This window comes from Ruegeria sp. BB10 (assembly GCF_056535725.1).
This window is the reverse complement of sequence record NZ_JBQFIW010000002.1, coordinates 26864-48710: the sequence shown is the minus strand read 5'-3', so window position 1 is coordinate 48710 and position 21847 is coordinate 26864. Positions and strand designations below refer to the sequence as shown.

The 21847-nt window shown below is 55.5% G+C and carries 14 protein-coding genes; 4 read left to right on the top strand and 10 right to left on the bottom strand.

The genetic code is table 11. The features are described 5' to 3' along the window. Nucleotides 1-30 precede the first annotated feature (30 nt). The 3 genes from ACR3EP_RS19225 to ACR3EP_RS19215 all read right to left on the bottom strand — a co-directional run bounded on the left by ACR3EP_RS19225 (nt 31) and on the right by ACR3EP_RS19215 (nt 4657). Nucleotides 31-1533: a CoA-acylating methylmalonate-semialdehyde dehydrogenase gene (locus ACR3EP_RS19225; RefSeq protein WP_480639080.1), complete on the bottom strand. Its 1503-nt coding sequence runs from the start codon at nt 1531-1533 to the stop codon at nt 31-33. Between the two features lie 179 nt (nt 1534-1712). Continuing rightward, the gene (gene pdxR / locus ACR3EP_RS19220) at nt 1713-3158 is read right to left on the bottom strand and encodes a MocR-like pyridoxine biosynthesis transcription factor PdxR (protein ID WP_480639079.1); all 1446 of its coding nucleotides are present in this window, start codon (nt 3156-3158) and stop codon (nt 1713-1715) included. Between the two features lie 629 nt (nt 3159-3787). Beyond that, nucleotides 3788-4657: a LysR family transcriptional regulator gene (locus tag ACR3EP_RS19215; protein ID WP_480639078.1), complete on the bottom strand. Its 870-nt coding sequence runs from the start codon at nt 4655-4657 to the stop codon at nt 3788-3790. A 129-nt stretch (nt 4658-4786) separates the two neighbouring features. Between ACR3EP_RS19215 and ACR3EP_RS19210 the strand changes: the two genes are divergently transcribed. Continuing rightward, nucleotides 4787-5647 (top strand): HalD/BesD family halogenase, encoded by an 861-nt coding sequence (locus ACR3EP_RS19210; protein ID WP_170351231.1) that lies wholly within the window; start codon nt 4787-4789, stop codon nt 5645-5647. Between the two features lie 12 nt (nt 5648-5659). Continuing rightward, nucleotides 5660-6208, top strand: coding sequence for an isochorismatase family protein (locus ACR3EP_RS19205; protein WP_170506107.1), 549 nt, complete (start codon nt 5660-5662; stop codon nt 6206-6208). 199 nt (nt 6209-6407) lie between these two features. Here ACR3EP_RS19205 and ACR3EP_RS19200 read toward each other — a convergent pair whose 3' ends face one another. Together ACR3EP_RS19200 and ACR3EP_RS19195 are read right to left on the bottom strand one after the other, a co-directional pair. Beyond that, on the bottom strand, nt 6408-8291 hold the full coding sequence (locus ACR3EP_RS19200; RefSeq protein ID WP_437436543.1) for an SLC13 family permease: 1884 nt from the start codon (nt 8289-8291) through the stop codon (nt 6408-6410). A gap of 171 nt (nt 8292-8462) precedes the next feature. After that, on the bottom strand, nt 8463-10520 hold the full coding sequence (locus tag ACR3EP_RS19195; protein WP_480639077.1) for an adenylate/guanylate cyclase domain-containing protein: 2058 nt from the start codon (nt 10518-10520) through the stop codon (nt 8463-8465). 290 nt (nt 10521-10810) lie between these two features. On the opposite strand from ACR3EP_RS19195, the gene ACR3EP_RS19190 reads away from it, so the two are divergent. Then, nucleotides 10811-11059: a hypothetical protein gene (locus ACR3EP_RS19190; protein WP_480639076.1), complete on the top strand. Its 249-nt coding sequence runs from the start codon at nt 10811-10813 to the stop codon at nt 11057-11059. Between the two features lie 76 nt (nt 11060-11135). Here the strand turns inward: ACR3EP_RS19190 and ACR3EP_RS19185 are convergent, their stop codons facing one another. After that, on the bottom strand, nt 11136-13604 hold the full coding sequence (locus ACR3EP_RS19185) for a GcvT family protein (protein ID WP_480639075.1): 2469 nt from the start codon (nt 13602-13604) through the stop codon (nt 11136-11138). 45 nt (nt 13605-13649) lie between these two features. Next, nucleotides 13650-15170 carry a trimethylamine methyltransferase family protein gene (locus tag ACR3EP_RS19180; RefSeq protein WP_480639074.1) on the bottom strand — a complete coding sequence of 507 codons (1521 nt, stop codon included), beginning with the start codon at nt 15168-15170 and terminating at the stop codon, nt 13650-13652. Nucleotides 15171-15265: 95 nt separating this feature from the next. Here ACR3EP_RS19180 and ACR3EP_RS19175 point away from each other — a divergent pair, with 95 nt between their 5' ends. Continuing rightward, nucleotides 15266-16174, top strand: coding sequence for a LysR substrate-binding domain-containing protein (locus ACR3EP_RS19175; RefSeq protein ID WP_170362673.1), 909 nt, complete (start codon nt 15266-15268; stop codon nt 16172-16174). 17 nt (nt 16175-16191) lie between these two features. Here the strand turns inward: ACR3EP_RS19175 and ACR3EP_RS19170 are convergent, their stop codons facing one another. From ACR3EP_RS19170 to ACR3EP_RS19160, 3 genes are all read right to left on the bottom strand, one after another. After that, entirely contained in the window at nt 16192-19554 is a 3363-nt protein-coding gene (locus ACR3EP_RS19170; protein ID WP_480639073.1) for a DUF3857 domain-containing transglutaminase family protein, read from the bottom strand. Between the two features lie 91 nt (nt 19555-19645). Then, entirely contained in the window at nt 19646-20218 is a 573-nt protein-coding gene (locus tag ACR3EP_RS19165; RefSeq protein WP_170394548.1) for a UbiX family flavin prenyltransferase, read from the bottom strand. Beyond that, nucleotides 20215-21723 (bottom strand): UbiD family decarboxylase, encoded by a 1509-nt coding sequence (locus ACR3EP_RS19160; RefSeq protein ID WP_480639217.1) that lies wholly within the window; start codon nt 21721-21723, stop codon nt 20215-20217. The genes ACR3EP_RS19165 and ACR3EP_RS19160 overlap by 4 nt, the downstream gene beginning before the upstream one ends. Between the last annotated feature and the right edge of the window lie 124 nt (nt 21724-21847).

The following is a 21847-nucleotide window of genomic DNA, read 5'->3' as shown; positions in this document are numbered from 1 at the left end:
TAAGAATGGCCGCTCAATCCCAGCCTTGGCTCAGACAACTTTTCCGCCGGTAATATCGAATTCAGCCCCCGTGCGAATTCCGGATGGCCATCTGGTTGTCATGGTTTTGAGTCGGGTATTGAATCGCACCCCTTCCATGCCGTGGATGTGATGGTCGCCGAACAAGGACCGCTTCCACCCTCCGAAAGAGTGATAAGCGACCGGAACCGGGATTGGCACATTTACTCCGACCATACCTATGCGCACGCGCGCCCAGAAATCACGCGCAGCGTCACCGTCGCGGGTGAAGATCGCCGTCCCGTTTCCATATTCATGATCGTTTACCAGACCAACTGCGTCTTCGTAACTGGCGGCTCGCACCACGGAAAGGACCGGTCCAAAGATTTCATCCTTGTAGATGGGCATATCAGGCGTCACTCGGTCAAACAGGCACCCGCCGATGAAATAGCCGTCTTCGTACCCCTGTAACGAGATTTCGCGCCCGTCGACAACAAGCTCGGCACCCTTTTCAAGGCCCTGTTCAATATAGGAATAGATGCGGTCGTAGTTTTGCTTGCTGATCACGGGACCAAGTTCTGAGGACGGGTCGGTAAATGGCGCAACTTTCAAAGCCCGCACCCTGGGTGCCAGTACGTCGATCAGCCGATCTGCTGTGTCTTCACCAACGGGTACGGCAACTGAAATGGCCATACATCGCTCGCCCGCAGAGCCATAGTCCGACCCAATGAGCGCGTCCGAAACCTGTTCCAAATCCGCATCCGGCATAACGACCAGATGATTTTTTGCGCCGCACAACGCCTGCACGCGTTTCCCGTTCGCCGAGCCACGCGAGTATATGTAACGCCCAATTGCCGTTGAGCCGACAAAGCTGACCGCTTCAACCAATGGATGATCCAAAAGCGCATCCACGGCCACTTTATCCCCATTCACGACGTTGAAAACGCCCGGTGGCAACCCGGCCTGCGCCAGTAATTCCGCGATGCGCATCACGACCGAGGGGTCCTTTTCGGAAGGCTTCAGCACGAAGGTATTTCCACAGGCAATGGCCACCGGATACATCCAAAGCGGGACCATGGCGGGAAAATTGAAGGGTGTTACACCTGCAACAACGCCCAAAGGCTGTCTGACAGAAAAACAATCTACGTTTGCTGCAACGGCCTCTGAATACTCGCCTTTAAGAAGCTGAGGAATCCCACACGCGAATTCGACAACCTCGATACCGCGCGCAATCTCGCCTTTTGCGTCCGGCAGAGTTTTTCCATGTTCTGACGACAGCAGTTCAGCCAGTTCATTGGTGTGTTTTTTGAGAAGATCGCGAAACTCGAACATAACCATCGCGCGTTTGGCAGGCGGTGTTGCCGCCCAGCCCGGCGCCGCCTCAGCCGCTGTTCTAACGATGGTGTCTACGTCTTCGACAGAGGCCAGCGTTGCCTTTCCGGTCACCGCCCCGGTGGCCGGGTTTACAATTTCAGAAATCCTGTTGCTCGCACCTGGCCAGAATTCGTTGGATACAAAGTGCCCCAGAATATTCATCTCTCACCTCGCTACATTCGACCTGACGGACCTATGGGCGCGGTAAATCAACAAAAAAATAACTTGCTTTCGCGTGGGCAAGTGACTCGATCAGACCAGCCCGATTGGCCTTGCCCATCAATAAAGGTAAGTTTGTTGGCCTGTTGGATAGACACAGATGAGTTTAAGTGTGGGCACAGCTAGAGCGCATCAATGGCGCTGCGCAAGGTGCGAAGACCCTGTTCGATATTGCCTGCAGGAACAGCGGAAATGCCAAGCCTGAAGGTTGTTTCACCCTTCTTTTCATCAGAAAAACAGACGCTTGACGGCTCGATAATCACGCCCCTTTGACGTGCAGCTTCCGCGATTTGATAGGCGCTGTGCCCTTGGGTGCTGCGGAAGAAAAAGTTCGTGCTGCCATATTCGTATTGCAACTCGAAATCGGGAAACAGCTCTTGGATGACCTGCGATGCGACGTGCCAGCGTTCGTTGAAAATCCGGTGCATCTTTGCCCGGTGCGTCTCATGATGACCAAAACGCAGGAACAGAGATGCGGTGTGTTGAATGACGTGCGGTGGATGGCGGATCATCATTCCGCGTAGGGCGCGCGCTTCTTGCACCAGAGATTCCTGGGCGACCAGATAGCCCAGCCGCAGACCCGGAGCCAAGCTTTTTGAAAGGCTGCCAGTATAGATCACCCGCCCCTGAGAATGCCCACTATACAAAGGAAGCAGACTGTTCTCATCAAAGTCCATGTCACCTTCGTAATCGTCTTCGATAATCAGGAAATCTTCCTTCTTTGCCATGTCCAGTAGCTGACGTTTTCGGGTCTGCGACATAGACAGAACTGTTGGCATCTGACGGTTTGGCGTCACATAGACCAGATCGCATCCGGCCAGTCTTTCATCGACAACAAGACCCTCACTGTCGACGGGGATGAACCGGACCTCATCAAAGGTCTGCTCGAATATGTTACGCGCGTCGGCATATCCTGGATCCTCAATTGCAACGACGCGGCCAAAGCCACGCAGCAAAGCCGCCACGATATAGATGGCCTGCTGCGCACCCATGGTAATCAGCACGTTTTCAGGCTTGGCGACGATGCCTCTATGCGGCAACAACCGGCTACAGATTTGTTCAACAAAGGTGTCGGAATCACGATACTGGTTGTCACCTGTCCAATTGCTGAGGTCGCGCATGTTCAACGCCAGTCGGGAACATTCACGCCATTCAGCCAAAGGAAACCTGTTCGAGGCCGCCTGATTGCACACGAACGGGAACTGATAGTCCGGCCAATCCGCAGGCCGCGTGATACAGCCTGCTTTGGATGGCAAACGCCTTCTGGTTATTCTTTCGACGATGTTCGGGAAATTCGCGTTGATCTCTTGATCTGCCTTGGCCTGCGTCCGGTTCAGATGGAGAGAGACATAGTAGCCAGATTTTGGCTTCGAAATGATCGTACCTTCGTCAACAAGCCTGGAATATGCACCCAACACCGAGTTCACAGACACCTTGAGATCGCGCGCAAGTGCTCTGCAGGAGGGCAATTTCGCTCCATTTTGCAGTACGCCGCTTGAAATCAAATAAGCCAACTCTGCGCGTATCTGATCGCGTATACCTAATGCGTCATCGCGGTCGATGTTCATCACATTGACCAGATTTGACGCCGAACGCTGTGCATCGGATGCCTCTGGTTGATTTTTGCAAGAGAGATTTTTGCTCATCGTGAACTGGCCATTTGATAAAACACAAGACGCATGATTATTGTGATCCTGCATCCGAGTTTTGGGGGCTACGCGAATTGTGTACGTATCCCGGAATATAGAAAGCCTCTGGGCTTTCCATTCTCAAAACCGACATCCGACAAAGGGTAGCGCCTTGCCAAAGCATTGTGAAAGGTCAATCGAGCTCTGTTCAGGCTGATCAATGATGTGATTGCCCAGCTTGAAGTCTGAATTGCCCCACAGACCACAAATCGCCGTCGACAAAGAAGGGCTTGAACAAGCCAGAGACAGGTCGGCCAGTGTATTCCCGTTGTAAACTCGCAATAGCCTGAGATTGCCTGGTTCCATAAACACCCCTTTTATCGCATGTTTGCTCGGACTGTATTGCGATGGTCTCACCCTATCACTGACTACGCAAGATTCGTTCACGTGAAGATTCGCGGGTTAACATGGGGGTTTTCCCCATGTTTCTTAAGAAAAACGGTGCGGGGCCTCAGTCTTCGTCAGCTGTGGCTTAGTTCACCTCATCTGGCAACATCAGGGTGCTGAACTCAGAACTGCTGCCGAAGCCAAGAATTGAACGCTTCGATTTGTGGGCGAACAGCAGCGCGGTGATCTGTTCTAATGAGGTAATGAGATTGCTCCAATGCTACCGCTTCGCCAGCGATACGAATGTTCTGTCCGGCCGCCATCGCCCGTGCCACAAAACGTTCAATGACCACGGCACACCCCAAACCAGCACCAACCATTTCGATCGCGGCGGTTGAGGTGTCGGTCGCCAGCGGCGCGCCAGGGTGCGTTGATTCCAGCGAAAAGGCGGAAAGATAGCGCGCCCAATGATCGTCAAAACCCAAGATATGAATTGAGGGGTGCTGCAGTAAGTCCTTGGGCCCTTTTATCATTTCATGAGACACGGCACTGACAATCGGGACAATCGCCTCGTCCGAAAGCGGCTCCAAATTAGGGCCTGCATAGTCTTTGGACGCTAAGACGATATCAACATCGACCGGGTGTTGTTCCGAGGAATCCTTCCAGATCGAGGTTAAAAGTTTGACGCTGGTGTCGGGATGGTCGCGCAGAAAGCCATCCAACCTTGGAGACAACCACATGATGAAGGCCATCGAGGCACGTATAGTGATCGTTGCAGCCCCGCGGGGACCAAATAGGCCGGTCGTCGACATCTCAATCGTGCCCAGTGCTTCGCGGACAGGCAGTAAGTAAGCTTTGCCCACATCGGTCAATTGCAGACTTTTGGGGCGGCGCACGAACAGCTTATCGCCCAGCTGTGCCTCAAGGGCTTTGATATGCTGGCTTACGGCAGTCTGTGTCAGGCCGATTTCTTGACTCGCAGATGTGAAGCTCAGCAATCGCGCTGCGGCTTCGAAACTCCGCAACCAGTTGAGGTTCAGATTGTGGCGCATCAGCTTTCCATTAAAATTTTATGTTCATGGGCTCGTTTTGTTTCGTTTTATCTGTTCAAGACTGCTCTGCATAGTATCGGGGTGTGCGACCGCGCACTGACCGGTTGAGATTTCCTGAAGGAGACCATCATGACTGACACCAGCCAATCCAAACGGGATGTCGCTCTGGATTTTGTAGACCTCGACCGCTACCCGATTGCCGATCTGGACAATGGCCCGGGTGCAGAATTATTAGCCCAATGTCAGCTCAGCATCGACACCAACGGCTGGTGCAATCTGGATGGCTTTCTGCATTCCAAGGCTTTGAAACAGGTGAATTCAGAGGCAAACGCCCTGCTTCCGACGGCGGAGATTTTGCACGTGAAGCGAAACATCTATCAGGGGGCGATTGACCCTTCGCTGCCTGACGATGATCCGCGCCGAAAAGAATTCATCCATAGCGCCGTGCAGCTTGCAGATGATCAAATACCGGCAGAGTCCGGCCTCAAGCAGCTGTACCAGTCAGAAATTTTGACCGAGTTTGTGCGGCGGGTGCAGATGAAAGACCAACTGTATCGATGCGCGGATGAGTTTCAGGCGCTCAACGTCGTCGCCCTGCAACCCGGAAGCGGACATGCCTGGCACTATGATACGACCGAATGCACTGTCACGCTGTTGTTGCAGGCTGCCGAAAAAGGTGGCGAGTTCACCTTTATTCCAAATTCCCGGACAGACTCGGATGAAGACCGAGAGGCGGTGGACCGCTTGTTGGATGGGGACTTGTCTCATGCCCAGACCTTCGCGCGCGGGGCGGGAACGCTGACGTTGTTCCGTGGCGGGTACTCGTTACATGGCGTGACCAAGGTTGAAGGTGACCGCCCCCGTATTACGGCCACGATGACTTATGACGAACAGCCCGACCGCGAAATCGGGGATGAGATCAACATTCGCATATACGGCAAGCGGGTGGAAAACATACTGGCCAGCCGCAAGGCTGAAACCACGGGCTAAGGACGGAAAAGAATGAAAACCGCACTTTTGGTGATTGATGTTCAAATGGCCCTGGCGCACGAGGATGCTTTGGGCACGGAACGGTCATGTCCTGAGGCAGAAAGCAATATTACCCGGCTGCTGGACAAGTTTCGCGGCGACGGCAGCACGGTCGTTCATATTCACCATCATGGTACGGATCCTGATGACCCGTTTCACCCCGACGCCCCAGGTTGTGCAGTTCAACCGTTCGCGGCCCCGGCCACCGATGAGCCTATCGTCGTCAAGACCGGCAGCAGCGGTTTTGCGGGAACACCATTGCAGGCAATTCTGCAAGACGCTGGCGTCGAGCGTGTTATCCTGTGCGGTGCGACCGCCAATCATTGTGTAGAATCGACCACGCGCAGTGCAGCTGATCTTGGCTTTCAGCCAATCTATGCAGCCGATGCTGTTTGGACATATGGGCTTACCGGCCCGGACGGAAAATCCCACAATGCCGCTCAAGTTCATTCGGTTAGCATGGCAACGCTTAACGGTGAAATTGCGGATGTGAAATCAACAAACGACATTCTGGCCCAATAACACTGGCGATCAAAAAAGAAGCGCTGCGTTGAATAATTATAAGTCAGAATTCAAAAGCATGATTTCTCGCCACTTTTTTGTTTTTTCCGTCGTGAAAGAAATAGCAGACTGAACCGAAACGTCCGCCGACAAGTTACCTAGTCAACTAGCGCCTTTTTCAGAAACAAGCACCTCTAATCGGGCTGCGCGCCCGGGCAGTTCAGTAGATGACGTTAAGCATCAACAAGGAAACAACCAGGAACAGAATTGTCATAACCCCACCCGAGCGCACAAAATCCATAACCTTGTAACCTGCAGGGCCCATAATCAGCGCGTTGACCTGATGGGTTGGAATAATAAAGCTGTTCGAGGTCGAGATTGCTACGGTCAGTGCAAAGACAGCTGGGTTGCCTCCTGCCGCCACCGCAATCGAAATGGCAAGCGGCACAAGCAAGACAGTGGCCCCGACATTCGACATGACCAACGAAAAGGCTGTGGCCAATATCGCGACACCAGCCTGCAGCGCCCATATCGGCCAGCCGTTTAGAATGATCATGATTTGCTGGGCAATCCATGCCGCCGTTCCGGTGTTTTGCACCGCCTGCCCAAGCGGTATGAGACAGGCCAGCAGGAATACGGTGTTCCATCCGACTGCGCGATAGGCCTCATCCACACTCAGTACACGTGTGAGCATCATTCCCGCGGCTCCGGTCAGCAGGCACAACGACAAACGAACGTCGGTGAACAAAATCAGCGATAGGGAAATTGCGAAAAAGGCCAAGGCCCAACCAACCTTCTGCGGCCTCAATTCATCCTGTGGGAAATCCGTTGTCACGACGACAAAATCAGGATCCCGCTTAATGCGCATCAGGTTGTCCCACCGGGTATGTGCAACAAGCATGTCCCCTGCGTGAAAATCCTCGAGCCCGATCTGAGTGGAATCGTGCGTGTCGGTTTCAACATGGCTAAGCGTTTCTTCACCGCGGTGAATTGCAAGCAACGACATGCCATAGGTCTTGCGAAACAAAAGTTCGCGCGGGCATTTTCCGATCAGTTTGCTATCGGGCGTCACAACGACTTCGGCTATGCCGGCATTGGTCGGCGCAAATTCTTCAACGAAGATATCCAAATCCGGCAGAACCGTTAGACCAAATTTCAGTGCAAATTGTTCTACATCCCAGCGGTTTCCGATGATGGCCAATCTGCAAGGTGCTGCAATCTCGGCGGTCAGGACCTGAACCATCGACGTTTTGCCGCGATAAAACGTAGAGATTATGTATAGGTGTTCTTCGTGGTTGATATCAGCCAGAATGCGCCCCACCAATGGGCTATCCTCGGGCACGATCACCTCGAAAACATCTGCCTGCAGCCCGTACACCCGTTGCAAATATTCCTGCGTACCCTGCCCTGTGCCGGTACTGTCAGATCCGGTATCGCCTGGTAATACCCACCGCCCAAGCAGCAGAAAATACCCGATCCCGGTTAAGATCAGGACCGCTCCGATTGGTGTAACCGAAAAAAGACCAAATGGTTCAATCTGCTGATCAGCGGGCAGACCCTTGTTTGCAGTGATGACGAGATCGTTAAGCAAAATCAGCGGTGATGAGCCTACCATTGTCATCGTGCCGCCCAAAATGGCGCAAAACCCCATGGGCATCAGCAAGCGGGACAGCGGAATTCCGGACCTAGAGGAAATTCGGCTGACCACGGGCAAGAACAATGCGGCCGCACCGACGTTCTGCATAAAGGATGAAATAACGCCGACCGTGCCCGAAACAATTGGCAGCACCCGGTTCTCGGCGGTGCCGCCATATTTCAATATGACCGCCGCAACTTTGTTCATGATGCCGGTTTTATCCAGACCCGCCCCCACGATCATAACCGCGATGATGGATATCACCGCGTTGGACGCAAATCCGTCGAACAGTTGCGAAACATTGGCAAGGTTCTCAAGCCCCGGAGCGTAGCTAAGAAGGCCAACCAGAACCAAAACCAGTATCGCAGAAAGGTCTATTCTGACAATTTCCGATACGAAAAGGAAAACGGTGAAGGCCAACAAAGCGCACACCACTCCCATCTCGAACGTGAAGGTTACGTGTTCCACTATATTCACCGAGACATTGTCAATTTTGCTTTAAATTGAACAACTAAACTATCAAGCTCGCGCTGTCATGATGTTTCAGTATGTACCGGCAAAACGAAACAAAATTTCAAGGCGATGACGCCAGAAAACAGAGTGATGAGCGCCTCACGCCTCAAACATCCTAACGAAACACTACTTATCATCCATGAATACAACGCCCGTCCAATCGCCTGGCGGAGGGTCCGCCAGCAACCCTTTTGCTCGCTTGATCATAAAAACGGACGCAGGATCGCCCCCGCGCAAATTATCTGCGGTCTCAAAGGACGCGACCGCCTCGGACATGCGCCTGGCCCGGTAATGGGCAAGACCTGTTTCATATGCCTCGATCCACGGTGGGGTCTCAGCGACACTGTCAGCCATGGCAATCAGTTCGAAAACGACCAGTTCTCCGGACCGGCCGGCAATTTCAAGCGTATCCAGTTCCCGGACGATGATCACATCACCTGCTTCTCGCCGTGTTTCGGGCCCAATGAGGATCGCGCTGCCATAGGCCTTGTTGGCCACTTCTAGGCGGCTTGCTACGTTTACGACGTCCCCAATTGCAGTGTAGTTCAGCCGCTGTTCCGATCCGATATTCCCAACCAGAGCTTCACCACTGTTCAGACCGACCCTGACGCGCAGGGAATCGTCAGAGTCACTTCGCAGGCCAGCACTTTCGACCACGTCCACGAGTTCCAGCGCAGCACGACAGGCATCTTCAGCGTGGTTGAGATTTTCTCGCGGGGCACCCCAGAACGCCATCACCGCATCCCCGATGAACTTATCGATTGTTCCATGATGCCGTTCAATGGTCGATGACGCAGCGCTGAAGAATGGTGCCATCAACTCGACAATCTTCGGGCCATGCTTTTCGGTCAGGCCGGTGAAACCCGACACATCACAAAACAGCACAGATATCGTTTTTGTTTCCCCTCCGGGCTGCGTCTTGATACCTGCCGCCACCAGCATTCGCACAAGATCGGTCGGCACATACTTTCGAAACGCCGACAGACCCGCCGCCATGTTGGCCGTCGCTGCGGACAGGTTATTTAGCTCTTTCAGGCGCGAGGGACGCCGCGAGACCTGCTCGACATCGAAACGTTCAATTCGGCTGAGGTCTTCGGCAACGCGCGACAAAGGGTTTGCCACAACCTTGCGCATTAACCAAATGGCAAGACCGGTCGCCACAACAACCACCCCAAGCAGCGCATAAATCAGATTGACAAGCGTCCGGTCGATACCTGCCAGGAAGGCGGCTTCGGGGATGACCGTGGCCACGCGCCACCCGTAAAATCCAAGCGGGGTCAGTGCCACGGCATAGGGCACGTCGTCATACACCACACGGGTCGTCAAACTGCCTGCAACATTCGGACCAGAGGTCGCCAAAAGAGTTTCCCCAGACATTTTGGCAACTTCGTACAGCTCACCTTCACCCATCCGCGCCGGGGTGACCTCATCCGCCTCCGGGTCCGGTACGGCGATCACCTTGCCATCCGCGCTCAGAATATAGGCCGCGCCAAACTCACCCGGCCGCAATGATCCCAGAAAGCGCGACAGGCGATCCGTTTCAATGGCCACCGTCAACACGCCTTGGCGTCTGCGGTTCACGTCGATTGCCCCGGCAAAGGCGTAGACCGTTTTGTCGCTACCCGGCAGGTCGCGCACCTCGATCCAGTCCGGCGTATCGCGATCAATGAAATTACCGTACCAGGCGTGATCGCGCGGATCATATTGGGTTGGCGAAAACGAGCGGTCTTCGAATTGGATGTCCCCGGGAATAAAAATGTAGCGGTCCTTGCGCAGGCTCCGATCCCGGATCTCGTCGTTGATTTCGATCATCTCCAGCCCGCTGTCGCCTAAACGGTGGGCGGCGAAGAAGTCCCCGTCAGGCCAGCCGAAGGTAATCCACGATATGTTGGGCTGCGCCTGCAATTGCGACAGGAACACAAACTCTCGCTTGTCGGCTTGCTGTGTCTGAATCACATTCTGAACAAAGATTGTCCGGACCGCTGCCCAGGCCGCTTCAGCGGATCTTAGGGTCAATCCCACTTCGATCCGAACAGTGTTGGCGATTTGACTGTTGATCTCGGCCGCCAACATCCGACTGTTTTCCCGCGCGGTCGTCCACCACAGCGAATGCACCACAAAAGTCGACGCGCCGATTGAAAGCGCGACAAGTATTGATACGGCAATTCCTACGCTGACTCGCACTTGTGGTCCAAACGGCTGTTGGTGGCAAAAGCCTGGGGTTGATCGGCCAAATGTGAGTTGAAGGTTAAAGGGCGCAATTCCTTGTTTCCAGATGGTTTCAAGAAACATGCCGATTTGTTTACCCGGTGTTGAACACAGCAAGTGAATATCTGGTCACGCCGTACGACCCACGGGTCATCTACCACAAGCGCGTGATTGCGGTGATGGGGGGTTGGCATGCCCAGCCCCCATGTGTAACAGGACGCATCCCGGTCGCAGCCTACCCGGGTAACAAAACAAGGGTTCAAAAAATGAAAACGATTGTAATCTGCTCGGGCGGGCTGGATTCGGTGCCGCTTGTCGATGAGATGACAGGCGAAACCTATTTCCGGGCTTCGATACAATTGGCCGAAAAATCTATTGGCAGCGGCGCGTATGAACGTCCTCTTCAGGCCGGAATGACCGTGGTGGCAGAGATGACCACAGGCGAGAATACTATGCTCGCCTATATGCGGAAGCCGGTGCATCAGACCGTGAACAACGCTTTTGACGAACGCTGATGGAAGGCCAGGTTACAAGCCAACAAAATGATGACGGTCTTGTAACCTGTGCGAGGATGGCTTTTCGACAAACTACTCAGGAGCGCATATTGGCTCCATTGGCATCGTAAATTGGTGCACCCAGAACCGTGGCGACATAGAACGTGCCAAGGATTTCCACCTGCAGGATCGTTCCCGGCGCGGCATGTTTCACGGCAACATACCCCATGGCCATCGACGCCCCGACCCGATGCGCATAGCCACCGGAAGAGACATACCCGACGGCAGTGCCGTCTTTCACGATCGCCTCATCATTCGAAACATCTATTCCGTCGACGTCGATTGTCATGGTCACTAGCTTCTGTTTGACGCCTTCGGCGCGGGCCGCCTCGGTCGCCGTCTTGCCGACAAACTCTTTGTTCCAATTGATGAAGGCTTCCATGCCGCTTTCGACTGCATTGAAATCCGGGCGGAATTCAAGCGTCCAGACACCCCACCCTTTCTCCAGCCGCATCGACATCAACGCGCGGGCCCCATACCAGCAATAGCCCAGATCGGCCCCGGCCTCTTCAATCGCTTCGGCCAAGCGCAACAGGTATTGCGGCTTGCAATAAATCTCATAGCCCAGTTCGCCGCTGAACGAGATGCGATTCAGGATCACCGGTACACCGGCCACATAGGTCTGGCGAAGATCGCGGAACTTGAAGGCCTCGGCCGAGACATCCTCTCGCGTCAACCGCGCCAACAACTCGCGGGATTTGGGGCCAGACAATGCGATTCCGTGCCAATCGTCCGACACGTTGGCATAGCTCACATCATCCGGCAGGTCCTTTTCGAACCAGCGGCGATGCGCCTCTTGCATGGCGCCTGAACCAAACAGGATAAAGTGATCGTCGGCCAAACAGGCCACGGTCAAATCACCAAAGAGCTTACCCTTGGGCGTCAACATAGGTGTCAGCGTCAGGCGCCCCGGTTTGGGCACATACCCGGCCAGCACGTAATCTAGATAAGCCCGCGCACCCGCGCCTTTGAATTCATGTTTGGCGAAATTGGCAATCTCGATCCCACCAACAGCCTCTTGCACCGCTTTCACCTCACGCGCGACATAGTCGTGACTGCGATTGCGCTCAAAAGTCGGGTCTTCATGCGCGTCCTCAGGGCCATCGGCGAACCACAGCGCGTTTTCCAACCCAAAGCCCTGCCCCATCCGCGCGCCTTTTGCGACCAAACGATCATAAAGCGCAGTGGTTTTCTGCATCCGTCCCTTGGGTAGCGATTCGTTCGGAAACGTCATCACGAAACGGCGTTCGTAGTTTTCCGAGGATTTGATTGTGCCCCAGTCTGGCGTTGCGAACTCGCCAAACCGCGCCACATCCATGGCCCAGACGTCGATCGAAGGCTCTCCGTCGATCATCCATTCAGCCATGGTCAGACCCACACCGCCGCCTTGGCAAAAGCCCGCCATGACGCCCACTGCGACCCAATAGTTCTTCATCCCCGGCACCGGGCCGATCATCGGGTTGCCATCAGGACCAAAGGTGAAGGGACCGTTGATCATGTCCTTGATCCCAGCCTCGCCAATGGTAGGAATGCGTTCAAACGACATCTCCAGCCGATCGGCAATGCGGTCAAGGTCAGGTTGCAGCAGCTCATGCCCAAAATCCCACGGCGTGCCGTTCACCTTCCAAGGGGTCGATTTCGGTTCATACGTGCCCAGCAGCATCCCCTGCCGTTCCTGCCGGAAATAGATGTTGGCCTCATAGTCGATCCCGGCGGGCAGGCGCCCCGCCTCTCCCATGATCTCCATCCGCTCAGCAATCTGAGGGATTTTCTCGGTGATCAGATAATGGTGTTCCATTGGCTGAACCGGCAGGTGAATGCCAGACATATGCCCGACCTCGCGCGCCCACAGCCCTCCACAATTCACCACGTGTTCGGCATTGATCTGACCTTTGGGCGTGGTCAAATCCCACGAGCCGTCGGGTCGCTGCGACATCGCGGTAACACCGCAATGGGTGAAATACTGCGCACCATGAACGCGGGCAGATTTGGCAAATGCATAGGTCGCTCCCGACGGGTCCAGATCGCCGTCCTGATCATCCCACAGCGCTGCATAGTAATGTTTCGGATCGACCAGCGGGTGCCGTTCGGCCAACTCGGACGGAGAAATGAACTCCTGATGCAGGCCCATATAGCGCGCCTTGGACCGCTCGCGTTTCAGATAGTCGTACCACTCCTTGGTCGAGGCCGCGTAGAACCCTCCAGTGATATGCAATCCAACCGAATGGCCCGAGGTCTCCTCGATCTCTTTATACAGATCAATGGTATAGCTTTGCAGACGGCTGATATTCGGGTCCGAGCTGATCGTGTGAATCTGCCCCGCCGCGTGCCAGCTTGAGCCCGAGGTCAGCTCATCTCGTTCCAGAAGCACCACGTCCTTCCAGCCGAATTTGGCCAGATGAAACAGGATCGAGCACCCAACGACACCGCCACCAATGACAACGACCTTGGCGTGGGACGGCAGCGGTTTGCCGGTGGCTGTCTCATCTTTTTGAATCTCGGGCATACGTGTTTTCCTTGGTTGACCGGCATAGGTGAAAGGTCGGGGGACTTAGTACCAGGCGTCGGGCAAGCTTTCTTTGCGTTTGGCAACGAATGCCTCCAATTCTTCTTTCAACGCCACGTCGATGGGAGGTGCCTCATAATCTTTCAGCATCTGGTTCCAGCGTTCATAAGCCCGCGTGCGCATGTCCTTGGCACCTTCATCCTCCCAGCTTTCGACGTTTTCACTGTGGCTGAGCGCGGGTTCATAAAACGCATCCTGATAATTACGAATGGTGTGACCGCAGCCCAGGAAATGGCCGCCGGGACCAACCTCCTCATAGGCGTCACTGGCCAGCGCTTCGTCTGATGTGTCCAGCCCCAGGTCCAGAACCTTTTGATAAGACCCAAGCCGGTCCGCATCCATGATCAGCTTTTCGAATCCGGCGCACAGTCCACCTTCCAGCCAACCCGCCGATTGCAGCACGAAATTCGCCCCGGCCAACATGGTCGAATGCATCGAATCCGCGCTTTCATACGCGGCTTGCGCATCCTCGATCTTAGACGCGGTCAGCGATCCGCCACAGCGCAGAGGCAGGCCCACGCGTCGCGCGAGTTGCCCGATCGCATAATTCGAGATCACCGGCTCGGGCATGCCAAAAGTCGGCGCGCCGGATTTCAGCGACATCGAAGACAGGAAGTTCCCCAGTATGAAAGGCGCACCGGGACGGATAAGCTGAATATATGCACAGACCATCATCGCCTCGGCCAATGCCTGGGCCACCGAGGCGGCGGTCGATACCGGCCCCATCGCCCCGGACAGGATGAACGGCACTACCATCATACCTTGCCCCCGGCTGCTGTAGACCCGCGCGGATTCCGTCACCACCCGATCCACCAGCAGCGGTGAATTGGTGTTCACGTTGCCCATGATGACACAGTTTTCCGCCATCACATCCGCGCCAAATACGATCTCGGACATGTCGACACTGTCCTGAGCGCGGCTCATCTCGGTAATTGCGCCCAGATGCGGTTTGTCGCTTAGCGTCATGTGGGCCAGCAACATATCCAGATGCCGCTTGCTGACTGGAACATCACACGGCTCGCAGGTCACAAAACCCCCGTGATGCAAGTTTGGGTGCAGGTAGGTAAGGCGCACCAGGTCTTCAAAGGAGTTCAGATCGCCATAACGCCGCCCACCTTTCAGATCACGCACAAAAGGGGCGCCATAGACCGGAGCGAAAACCTGATTTCGACCGCCGATGACAACCGATCGATCCCGATTGCGGGCCAACTGAGTAAACTCACTCGGTGCCTTGGCACAAAGGGCGCGAATCCAATCTGCAGGGGCGCGCACGATATCACCGTCGACCTGTGCCCCTTCGCACTTCCATAGCGCAAGCGCCTCGGGGTCGTCACGAAAGGCGATGCCGACGTCCTGCAAAAACCAATCCACCTGACGTTCCAGACGAACGACCTGCTCCTCGTCGAGCAGATCGTAAAACGGGGCCTGGCGCTGAATAAAGGGTGAGGCGGGCACAGCGATATGTGTATCCTGCCGTTTTCTGGATGTCCGAGCGCGCCGTGCCATTGAAACCCTCATCGCCATGTTTCTTCAAGAACCATAGCGCTCAACCACATCTCTGTGACGGTTGAAAATATTGATGTTTAGCATAATCTGAAGTTATGCAAAAACCCTGGTCCCTCCTCTCCTCGCCTCGCCATCTGGTCGTCTTCGAAGCTGCCGCACGCACGGGATCATTCACCAAAGCGGCAGAGGAGTTGAATGTGCAGCAACCCGCCGTCAGTGCCTCGATCAAGCAATTGGAAACCTCACTTGGCGTCGTATTGTTTCGGCGCAGCCATCGCAGGATCACTTTGACCAATGCAGGAAACCGTCTGTTTTCAGATGTCACCCGCGCGTTCGAGCTGCTGTCGCATTCTGCAGCTTCGATCCGGCAATTTGCCAGCAATGATCACGTGACACTCAGCGCTTCCTCGGCATTCAACAACTACTGGCTTATGCCTCGAATAGCATCGTTTCAGCAAAATCATCCCGATATTGAGCTGCGCCTGCAATCCAGCGATCGCGAGCCGGACCTGAATGTGGAAACTATCAGCCTTGCCGTGCGGTTGGGCGATGGCAATTGGCCCGATTGCGACGCGCATTTGATATCGGATGAGGTGATCTATCCTGTCGCTTCACCTCGCGTCATGGCCGCTGCCGTCACGCTCAAGAATGTGCCCGGCCTTCTGAATCAACGGCTTATTCACCTAGAGGAGCCGGTCCGTGAACGCCCCACATGGGAACAGTGGTTTCGCACCTTTGGCATCACCGAGGTCACCCCTCGTACCGGTCTGCGGCTGAACGATTATGCCTTGGTTTTGCAGGCCGCGATGGCGGGTGAGGGCTTTGCCTTTGGCTGGCATCATGTCGTAGCTCCGCTGGTGCGGCAGGGCATGCTGGCGGCGCGTCCTGAATGGGCCTGGAAAACGGGCAAAGGGTTTTATCTGGTGTGGTCCAAAACTCGCCCCCTGACACCAAAGGCCGAGATTGTGCGGGATTGGATCCTGTCTTCCCGACAAGAGGGATAACAAGGGCGGGGCGGGCTTTAACGCCGCTCCGCGTCCCTCATTGCGCGGCTGGCTGCCACTTCAGCACTGACACCGCTGCGGAACATCAAAAACATCATCATGGCCACCAACACAAGCAGGGGAAGAACCATCAGCTGGATTGCGTTCATCCCCAGATAGGCCGGCTTATCCAATACTCGGCCGAACAGGTTTTGATGCAGGTTGACGTTGTAAATGTCATGATCTTCAACGTAATCAGTCGCCTCGCGCCAGGCGTCTTCATCTCCGGGTTTTAGTGTGGTTTTCTTGGTTTTCAGGACCCACTCATAGCGCAAGGACGCCTCAGCTTCGTTCCACTCGCCCTTGGTTTCAAAATCGACAAAGCGGTTTTCAAAGCTGTGACCGACCGGTTGGTTCAAGGATGCCGGCACATTGCGCATGACCACTGTGTGTACAGCGTGGATCGGATTATTAACCTGCGATTGCCCTGCCAACGCCGCGTCATCATCAAGCTCGTAAAGCTGATCCGAAACCACATAGCCAAAATGGCTCAGGTCCGCCCAAAGGCCATCTTCTTCGAACCCGCCGCGCGGCAGGGAATATCGCTGCACCAGCCGAATGACGTTGGCGTCAAGATCATCCTCAACAACCATCGCATCGGGATGCGTGGCACCGGGAAAGCGATCCGCATACCAATCTTCGTAATTCTTGTGCCGCTTTTCCTCATCCTGACGATCAAAAAGCCACCGCCTGTAATCTGCGTTCACACCGCGCCAGGTTTCGGTCACATCCAGAATGGCAGCCACCGGACCTTCATCCAACAAAGTGTACTCTTGCAGAACTTCGGACGTGGGCTCAGTTGGAAGATGCCGCACAATCTCGACCAGTTCGGTGCTGTCCGGTGACAGCGGCAGCCCCCAGGTGAAATCGGTCAGCGAAATGGCCCGACCGACTCCGCCCTGCAACAAGTCGGTGGGGTCAACAAACCAATCGCCCTGTACATCTCGAATGCGAACAATCGCATGATCAAAAACAAAGGGCGACGGCAACATGCGTGGCAAGGCAGGTCCGATTTCATGATCCACGATGACCGCATCGGCTTGAATACCCAGATGCGCCAGCATCGAAATCAGCAACAGCGCCTTATCCTTGCAATCCCCGTAAGCTGTGGACCAGACCGTATTCGGCGTACGGGGTATCCAACCGCCTTCCCCGATGGAAACACTGAAATACCGCACACGGTCCTGAACCAGTCGCAGGGCCTGGGTCGCGCGCCATTCGGGGTCGTCCGATTGCGCCGCGATCTCTTCAAGTATCGCAATCAAGTCATCGGGCAAAAGATCAGGGCGAGGTCGGTAATCTGTCGCAAAGCGCTGTGCGATCTGTCCCCAATCGAGAAACGTGGACAGCTGCATCCCGTCATTCGAGACATCCCAGGCCTCTGCCGCATGCAGGTTTCCGTCTTCCTCCTCAATCTCGCCAAAAGCCCACGACAAGACCGTGCGCCCATTGGCTTCGTAACGGTTGATCGAGAAGTCTTCGGTATGATTTAGACCAAAACGGGTCGACGCTGGCAGGTCGATGCTTATCCGCCTCTCCGTCCAACTGCCGACTCTGGGCTTGTCTGCCCAATAGTGGAACTGATCAGGAAAAACCGGTGTTGTCGCTTTTTTAGACCAGATGATCTCAAGGCCATCCCCCACGCGCAGATCGGCGATCTGGCCGAAATATTCAATATCGCCCTGCATCACGCCGGATTTGAGTTCACGCTCCAGACTCAATTCTCGGAACGGCAAGTCGAGTTGGTCAAATGTCTTTCCGTCCCGATGTATCCGCAGCCGATGCAATGTGGCGCGTTCGAAAATCGGATCCACCGTCAGGCGAACCTCACCGAAATCCTCAAGACGGGACCGGTCGTGAACAACAAAAAATCCCTGTCTAACGATTTCATACCCGGCCTCTTCGACCCGCATTTTCTCATCAAACAGGGGTTGGCTCACTGGTCTGTCTGCTGCCAAAGCGGCCCGTCGATCCTGTGGCGAAACCTCTTCGTACCATGCAGGCAGGGTTGGATTTCGCAGCATCTCGGCTGCGGCGGGTTTGGATTGAAGCCAGCCGATGAATCCCAAGATCGTCACGAAAACAATCAACCAGACCACACCGCTGATCAGGAACGACCACCACCGTTTCTTTTTTCCCTGTTTCGGTACCGTGGCATGTCTGGCGCCATCCCATGGGCCCAATCCTCGCGATGTACGGTGGGCAGCAAATAGGTTTGTCGCCGACGGGATTTCAGGGATGACAAAAACCTGATCGTCGGTCAGCTCAACAACAGTCAAAAAATTTTCGCAGTGTACCGCGCGCACCATGTTCCAGCCGATGCGCAAAACCCTGCCTTCCCGCCAGATCTCTAATCCTGACGTGTCGCAGGTCACGGCGGTTGGTCCCCAGGCGATGCCGCGCACAAGCCCGTACCGAGCAAAGTGCAGATGCCGCAGACGGGGCAGATGCTTTCGAAAAAACGACGCATGCGCCATCAGTGCGGTGACCAACAGCACGATGCACAGCTGATTGAACAGCGGAAAACCTGCCTGCACGGTATTACCCGAAACAAGGGACCACAGGCCAAGCGCAGCAAACCCGGTGAGGATCAGGAAGGTCAAATAGTTGAAAACAGAATCCAACCTATTGGGGCATTTGGTTCCTGTTTTCCTTGCGACTCCTTCAAGCGCCTCAAACGCGTCCCGGGCCGAGATATTCTGCACCAACGCCGCATCCGGTGCGTCTTGCAGCGCAAAACTGCCTTTGCCCGAGCGGCTTTCCTGATTGAGTTTGCGCAGCAGGTGCTGGGCATCTTGCTCGGTCGGTAAGGGGATAAAAAGCAACCGCATATCGGGGCTGCGCCACATCACGAACCGCCCATTGCGTTCAAGTTTAGAGATATGCGCAAAATGCCAAGATTCGGTGAAATCCTTCTCTTGTGCGATGACGTGGTCTTGCTCAATCGAATAAGTCACCGCCTCGGGCACACGCTCAGTTGGGGTAAGAATAACAGGCGCGCAGCCCGTCCAAATCGCCCAGAAACTGCCTGCTTTCAACACGCTCGACCGCGCAAAGAACAAGCATAGCAGCCCGACGAACAACGCGGCCCAAGGTTGTTCACCAGCCGCCGAAAGGCCCAGATTCGAATGCCATGAAACAAAGAAAGTGCCCACGGATTCAGCAAGGAAAATGGCAGCCCAGACACTCAAGGCCAGGGCAAAAAGCAGGTTCAGCGCAAACTGCTTGCGCGCCTCCAATTGGCGCAGCTCTGCCCGAACGGCGCCATTCAATTCGGTTTCAACGTTAAAATTGGGTGTTTTGACTGGTGCTGCCGAAATGTCGGGAAAAAGAGCGTTCACAATAAGAGAATCCCAAAAATTCAATACTCGCCAATAGATTGCACCATAGTGGCAGAATTATGGATTCCGTAACGTCCAAATCGCGCCTTGTTCAGGCACCCGCATTCCAGCGCGCGGCGGTGGGGGAACTCAAACGCAGGGAATCAACAGCCCGCGCAGCAATCTGATCGATCACGTCATTCAAATTTTGCGGCTTGAGGTAAAAGGCGGGCACAGGCGGCATGATCACGGCCCCCATTTCCGTTGCAGAGGTCATGTTGCGCAGATGCGCTAACGTCAACGGCGCTTCGCGGGTGAGCAGGATCAAAGGGCGGCGTTCCTTAAGCTGCACGCTGGCCGCTCGGGTCAGCAGGTTGTCGTCCAGACCCAACGAAATCGCTGCAAGCGTGCGCATCGAACAAGGCGCTACAATCATGCCCGCAACCGGGACCGAGCCGGAAGCGATACTTGCCCCCACATCGCCGGTGGCATGGTGCCGTGTCGCCAGATTGCACAGATCGTCCAACGCATCCGCGCCGCATTCCTGCGCCAACGTAAGATTGGCCGCAGGGCTGACGACCAGATCAATCTCAACTCCCAACCCCGACAAATTGCCCGCCACAGCAAGGCTTAGCGCTGCGCCCGATGCACCGGACACCCCCAATATGACACGGGCAGCGCTCATTGGCTCAGCCCCGGCATGATCCGGCCCAACAGATCAGCAGCAAAGGCCGCATCGGCATCCGAAGTTCGCATGATCTCACCCCATTCGCGCGAGGTTTCCGAGCCGATCTTGGTGGTGGCATCGATGCCCATCTTGCCCGCCAATCCGGGTTGGGGCGAGGCAAAGTCGAGGTAATCCATGGCAGTATTTTCCAGCAACATCACATCGCGCACAGGGTCCATGCGGGTGGCCAGCGCCCAGGCGATGTCGTCCCAGTTGGACGGATCGATATCTTCATCCACGGCCACGATCATCTTGGTATAGCTAAATTGCGGCAACATCCCCCAAAGCGCCATCATCACCCGCCGCGCCTGTCCGGGATAGCGTTTGTCGATACTGACAACCGCCATGCGATACGAACAAGCGGCGGGCGGCAGCCAGAGGTCACGCACTTCGGGAATCTGCGCGCGGATGGTCGGCAATGACAGCCGGGTGAACACTTCGCCGATGATGGCAGGTTCATCCGGGGGGCGACCTGTATAGGTGGACAGGTAGACTGGTGCGTCACGATGGGTCACGGCGGTGACGTGCATCACAGGAAACGGCTCGGCCGGGTTGTAGTATCCAGTGTGGTCGCCAAACGGTCCTTCGGGGGCGGTATCAGTTGGGGAAACCCAGCCTTCCAACACAATCTCGGCGTCGGCCGGCACCAACAGTGGCACAGATATGGCAGGTATCATCCGGGGTCGTGTGCCGTTCAGGGCACCTGCTAAACTCAACTCTGACATGGTTTCCGGCAGCGGCAACGCCGCTGACAACAGCGTTGCCGGATCAGCACCCAAAACGATGGCCACAGGCATTTTTTCACCACACTGAACCCAACTGCGATGATGCCCCGCCCCGCCGCGATGAGGCAGCCAGCGCATGATCAATCGGCTCCGGTCCAGAACCTGCACACGGTAGATGCCAGCATTGTAGCGGCTGACATCCCCGGCATCGCTGTCATACGGGCGGGTCACCACCACGGGCCATGTGATCAGTGGACCGGCATCGCCCGGCCAATGGGTCTGTACCGGCAATGCAGACAGGTCGACATCTGTCCCGGTGTGGACAACATCCTGAACCGCCGCCGACCGAACGGTTTTTGGGCGCGCTGCCAACGCCGCCTTCAACATCGGCCAGTGTGACAGGGCATCGCGCAACCCATCCGGCGGCGCGGGGCTGCGCAGCGCCGCCAGAAAGGACCCCAATTCATCCAGGCCATCTGGCGTAACGCCCAGCCCGGCGGCGACACGCCGGGCTGTGCCGAACAGGTTGACTACGACAGGAAAATCCAATCGGTCGCCCTGCGCCGTTACCGGGTGATCAAACCGCAGAACCGGCCCTTGTGCTTCCAAAACAGCGCGATGCACGGCCGTCATCTGGTGGCGCAAAGAGATGGGTTCGGACACCGCCTGGAATTGGCCGGTGCTTTCGCTCCAACCAAGAAAATCACTAAGGGTGGGAAATTTCGGTAAGGTGCGAATGGGACAGCTCCGGTAATCTGCCCTTCCCCTAACAACGATTTTGTCGCGCAGAATTGACAACAGTCAATTAACGGGCACCTGCACCCGCCTACGACAGCAGGACCTGCTAAACCGCCGGAGGTCA

Coding starts and splice junctions, on each gene's coding strand:
- ACR3EP_RS19225 (WP_480639080.1), bottom strand. CDS start 1,533: ATGAATATTCTGGGGCACTTTGTATCCAACGAATTCTGGCCAGGTGCG.
- pdxR (WP_480639079.1), bottom strand. CDS start 3,158: ATGAACATCGACCGCGATGACGCATTAGGTATACGCGATCAGATACGC.
- ACR3EP_RS19215 (WP_480639078.1), bottom strand. CDS start 4,657: ATGCGCCACAATCTGAACCTCAACTGGTTGCGGAGTTTCGAAGCCGCA.
- ACR3EP_RS19210 (WP_170351231.1), top strand. CDS start 4,787: ATGACTGACACCAGCCAATCCAAACGGGATGTCGCTCTGGATTTTGTA.
- ACR3EP_RS19205 (WP_170506107.1), top strand. CDS start 5,660: ATGAAAACCGCACTTTTGGTGATTGATGTTCAAATGGCCCTGGCGCAC.
- ACR3EP_RS19190 (WP_480639076.1), top strand. CDS start 10,811: ATGAAAACGATTGTAATCTGCTCGGGCGGGCTGGATTCGGTGCCGCTT.
- ACR3EP_RS19185 (WP_480639075.1), bottom strand. CDS start 13,604: ATGCCCGAGATTCAAAAAGATGAGACAGCCACCGGCAAACCGCTGCCG.
- ACR3EP_RS19180 (WP_480639074.1), bottom strand. CDS start 15,170: ATGGCACGGCGCGCTCGGACATCCAGAAAACGGCAGGATACACATATC.
- ACR3EP_RS19175 (WP_170362673.1), top strand. CDS start 15,266: ATGCAAAAACCCTGGTCCCTCCTCTCCTCGCCTCGCCATCTGGTCGTC.
- ACR3EP_RS19165 (WP_170394548.1), bottom strand. CDS start 20,218: ATGAGCGCTGCCCGTGTCATATTGGGGGTGTCCGGTGCATCGGGCGCA.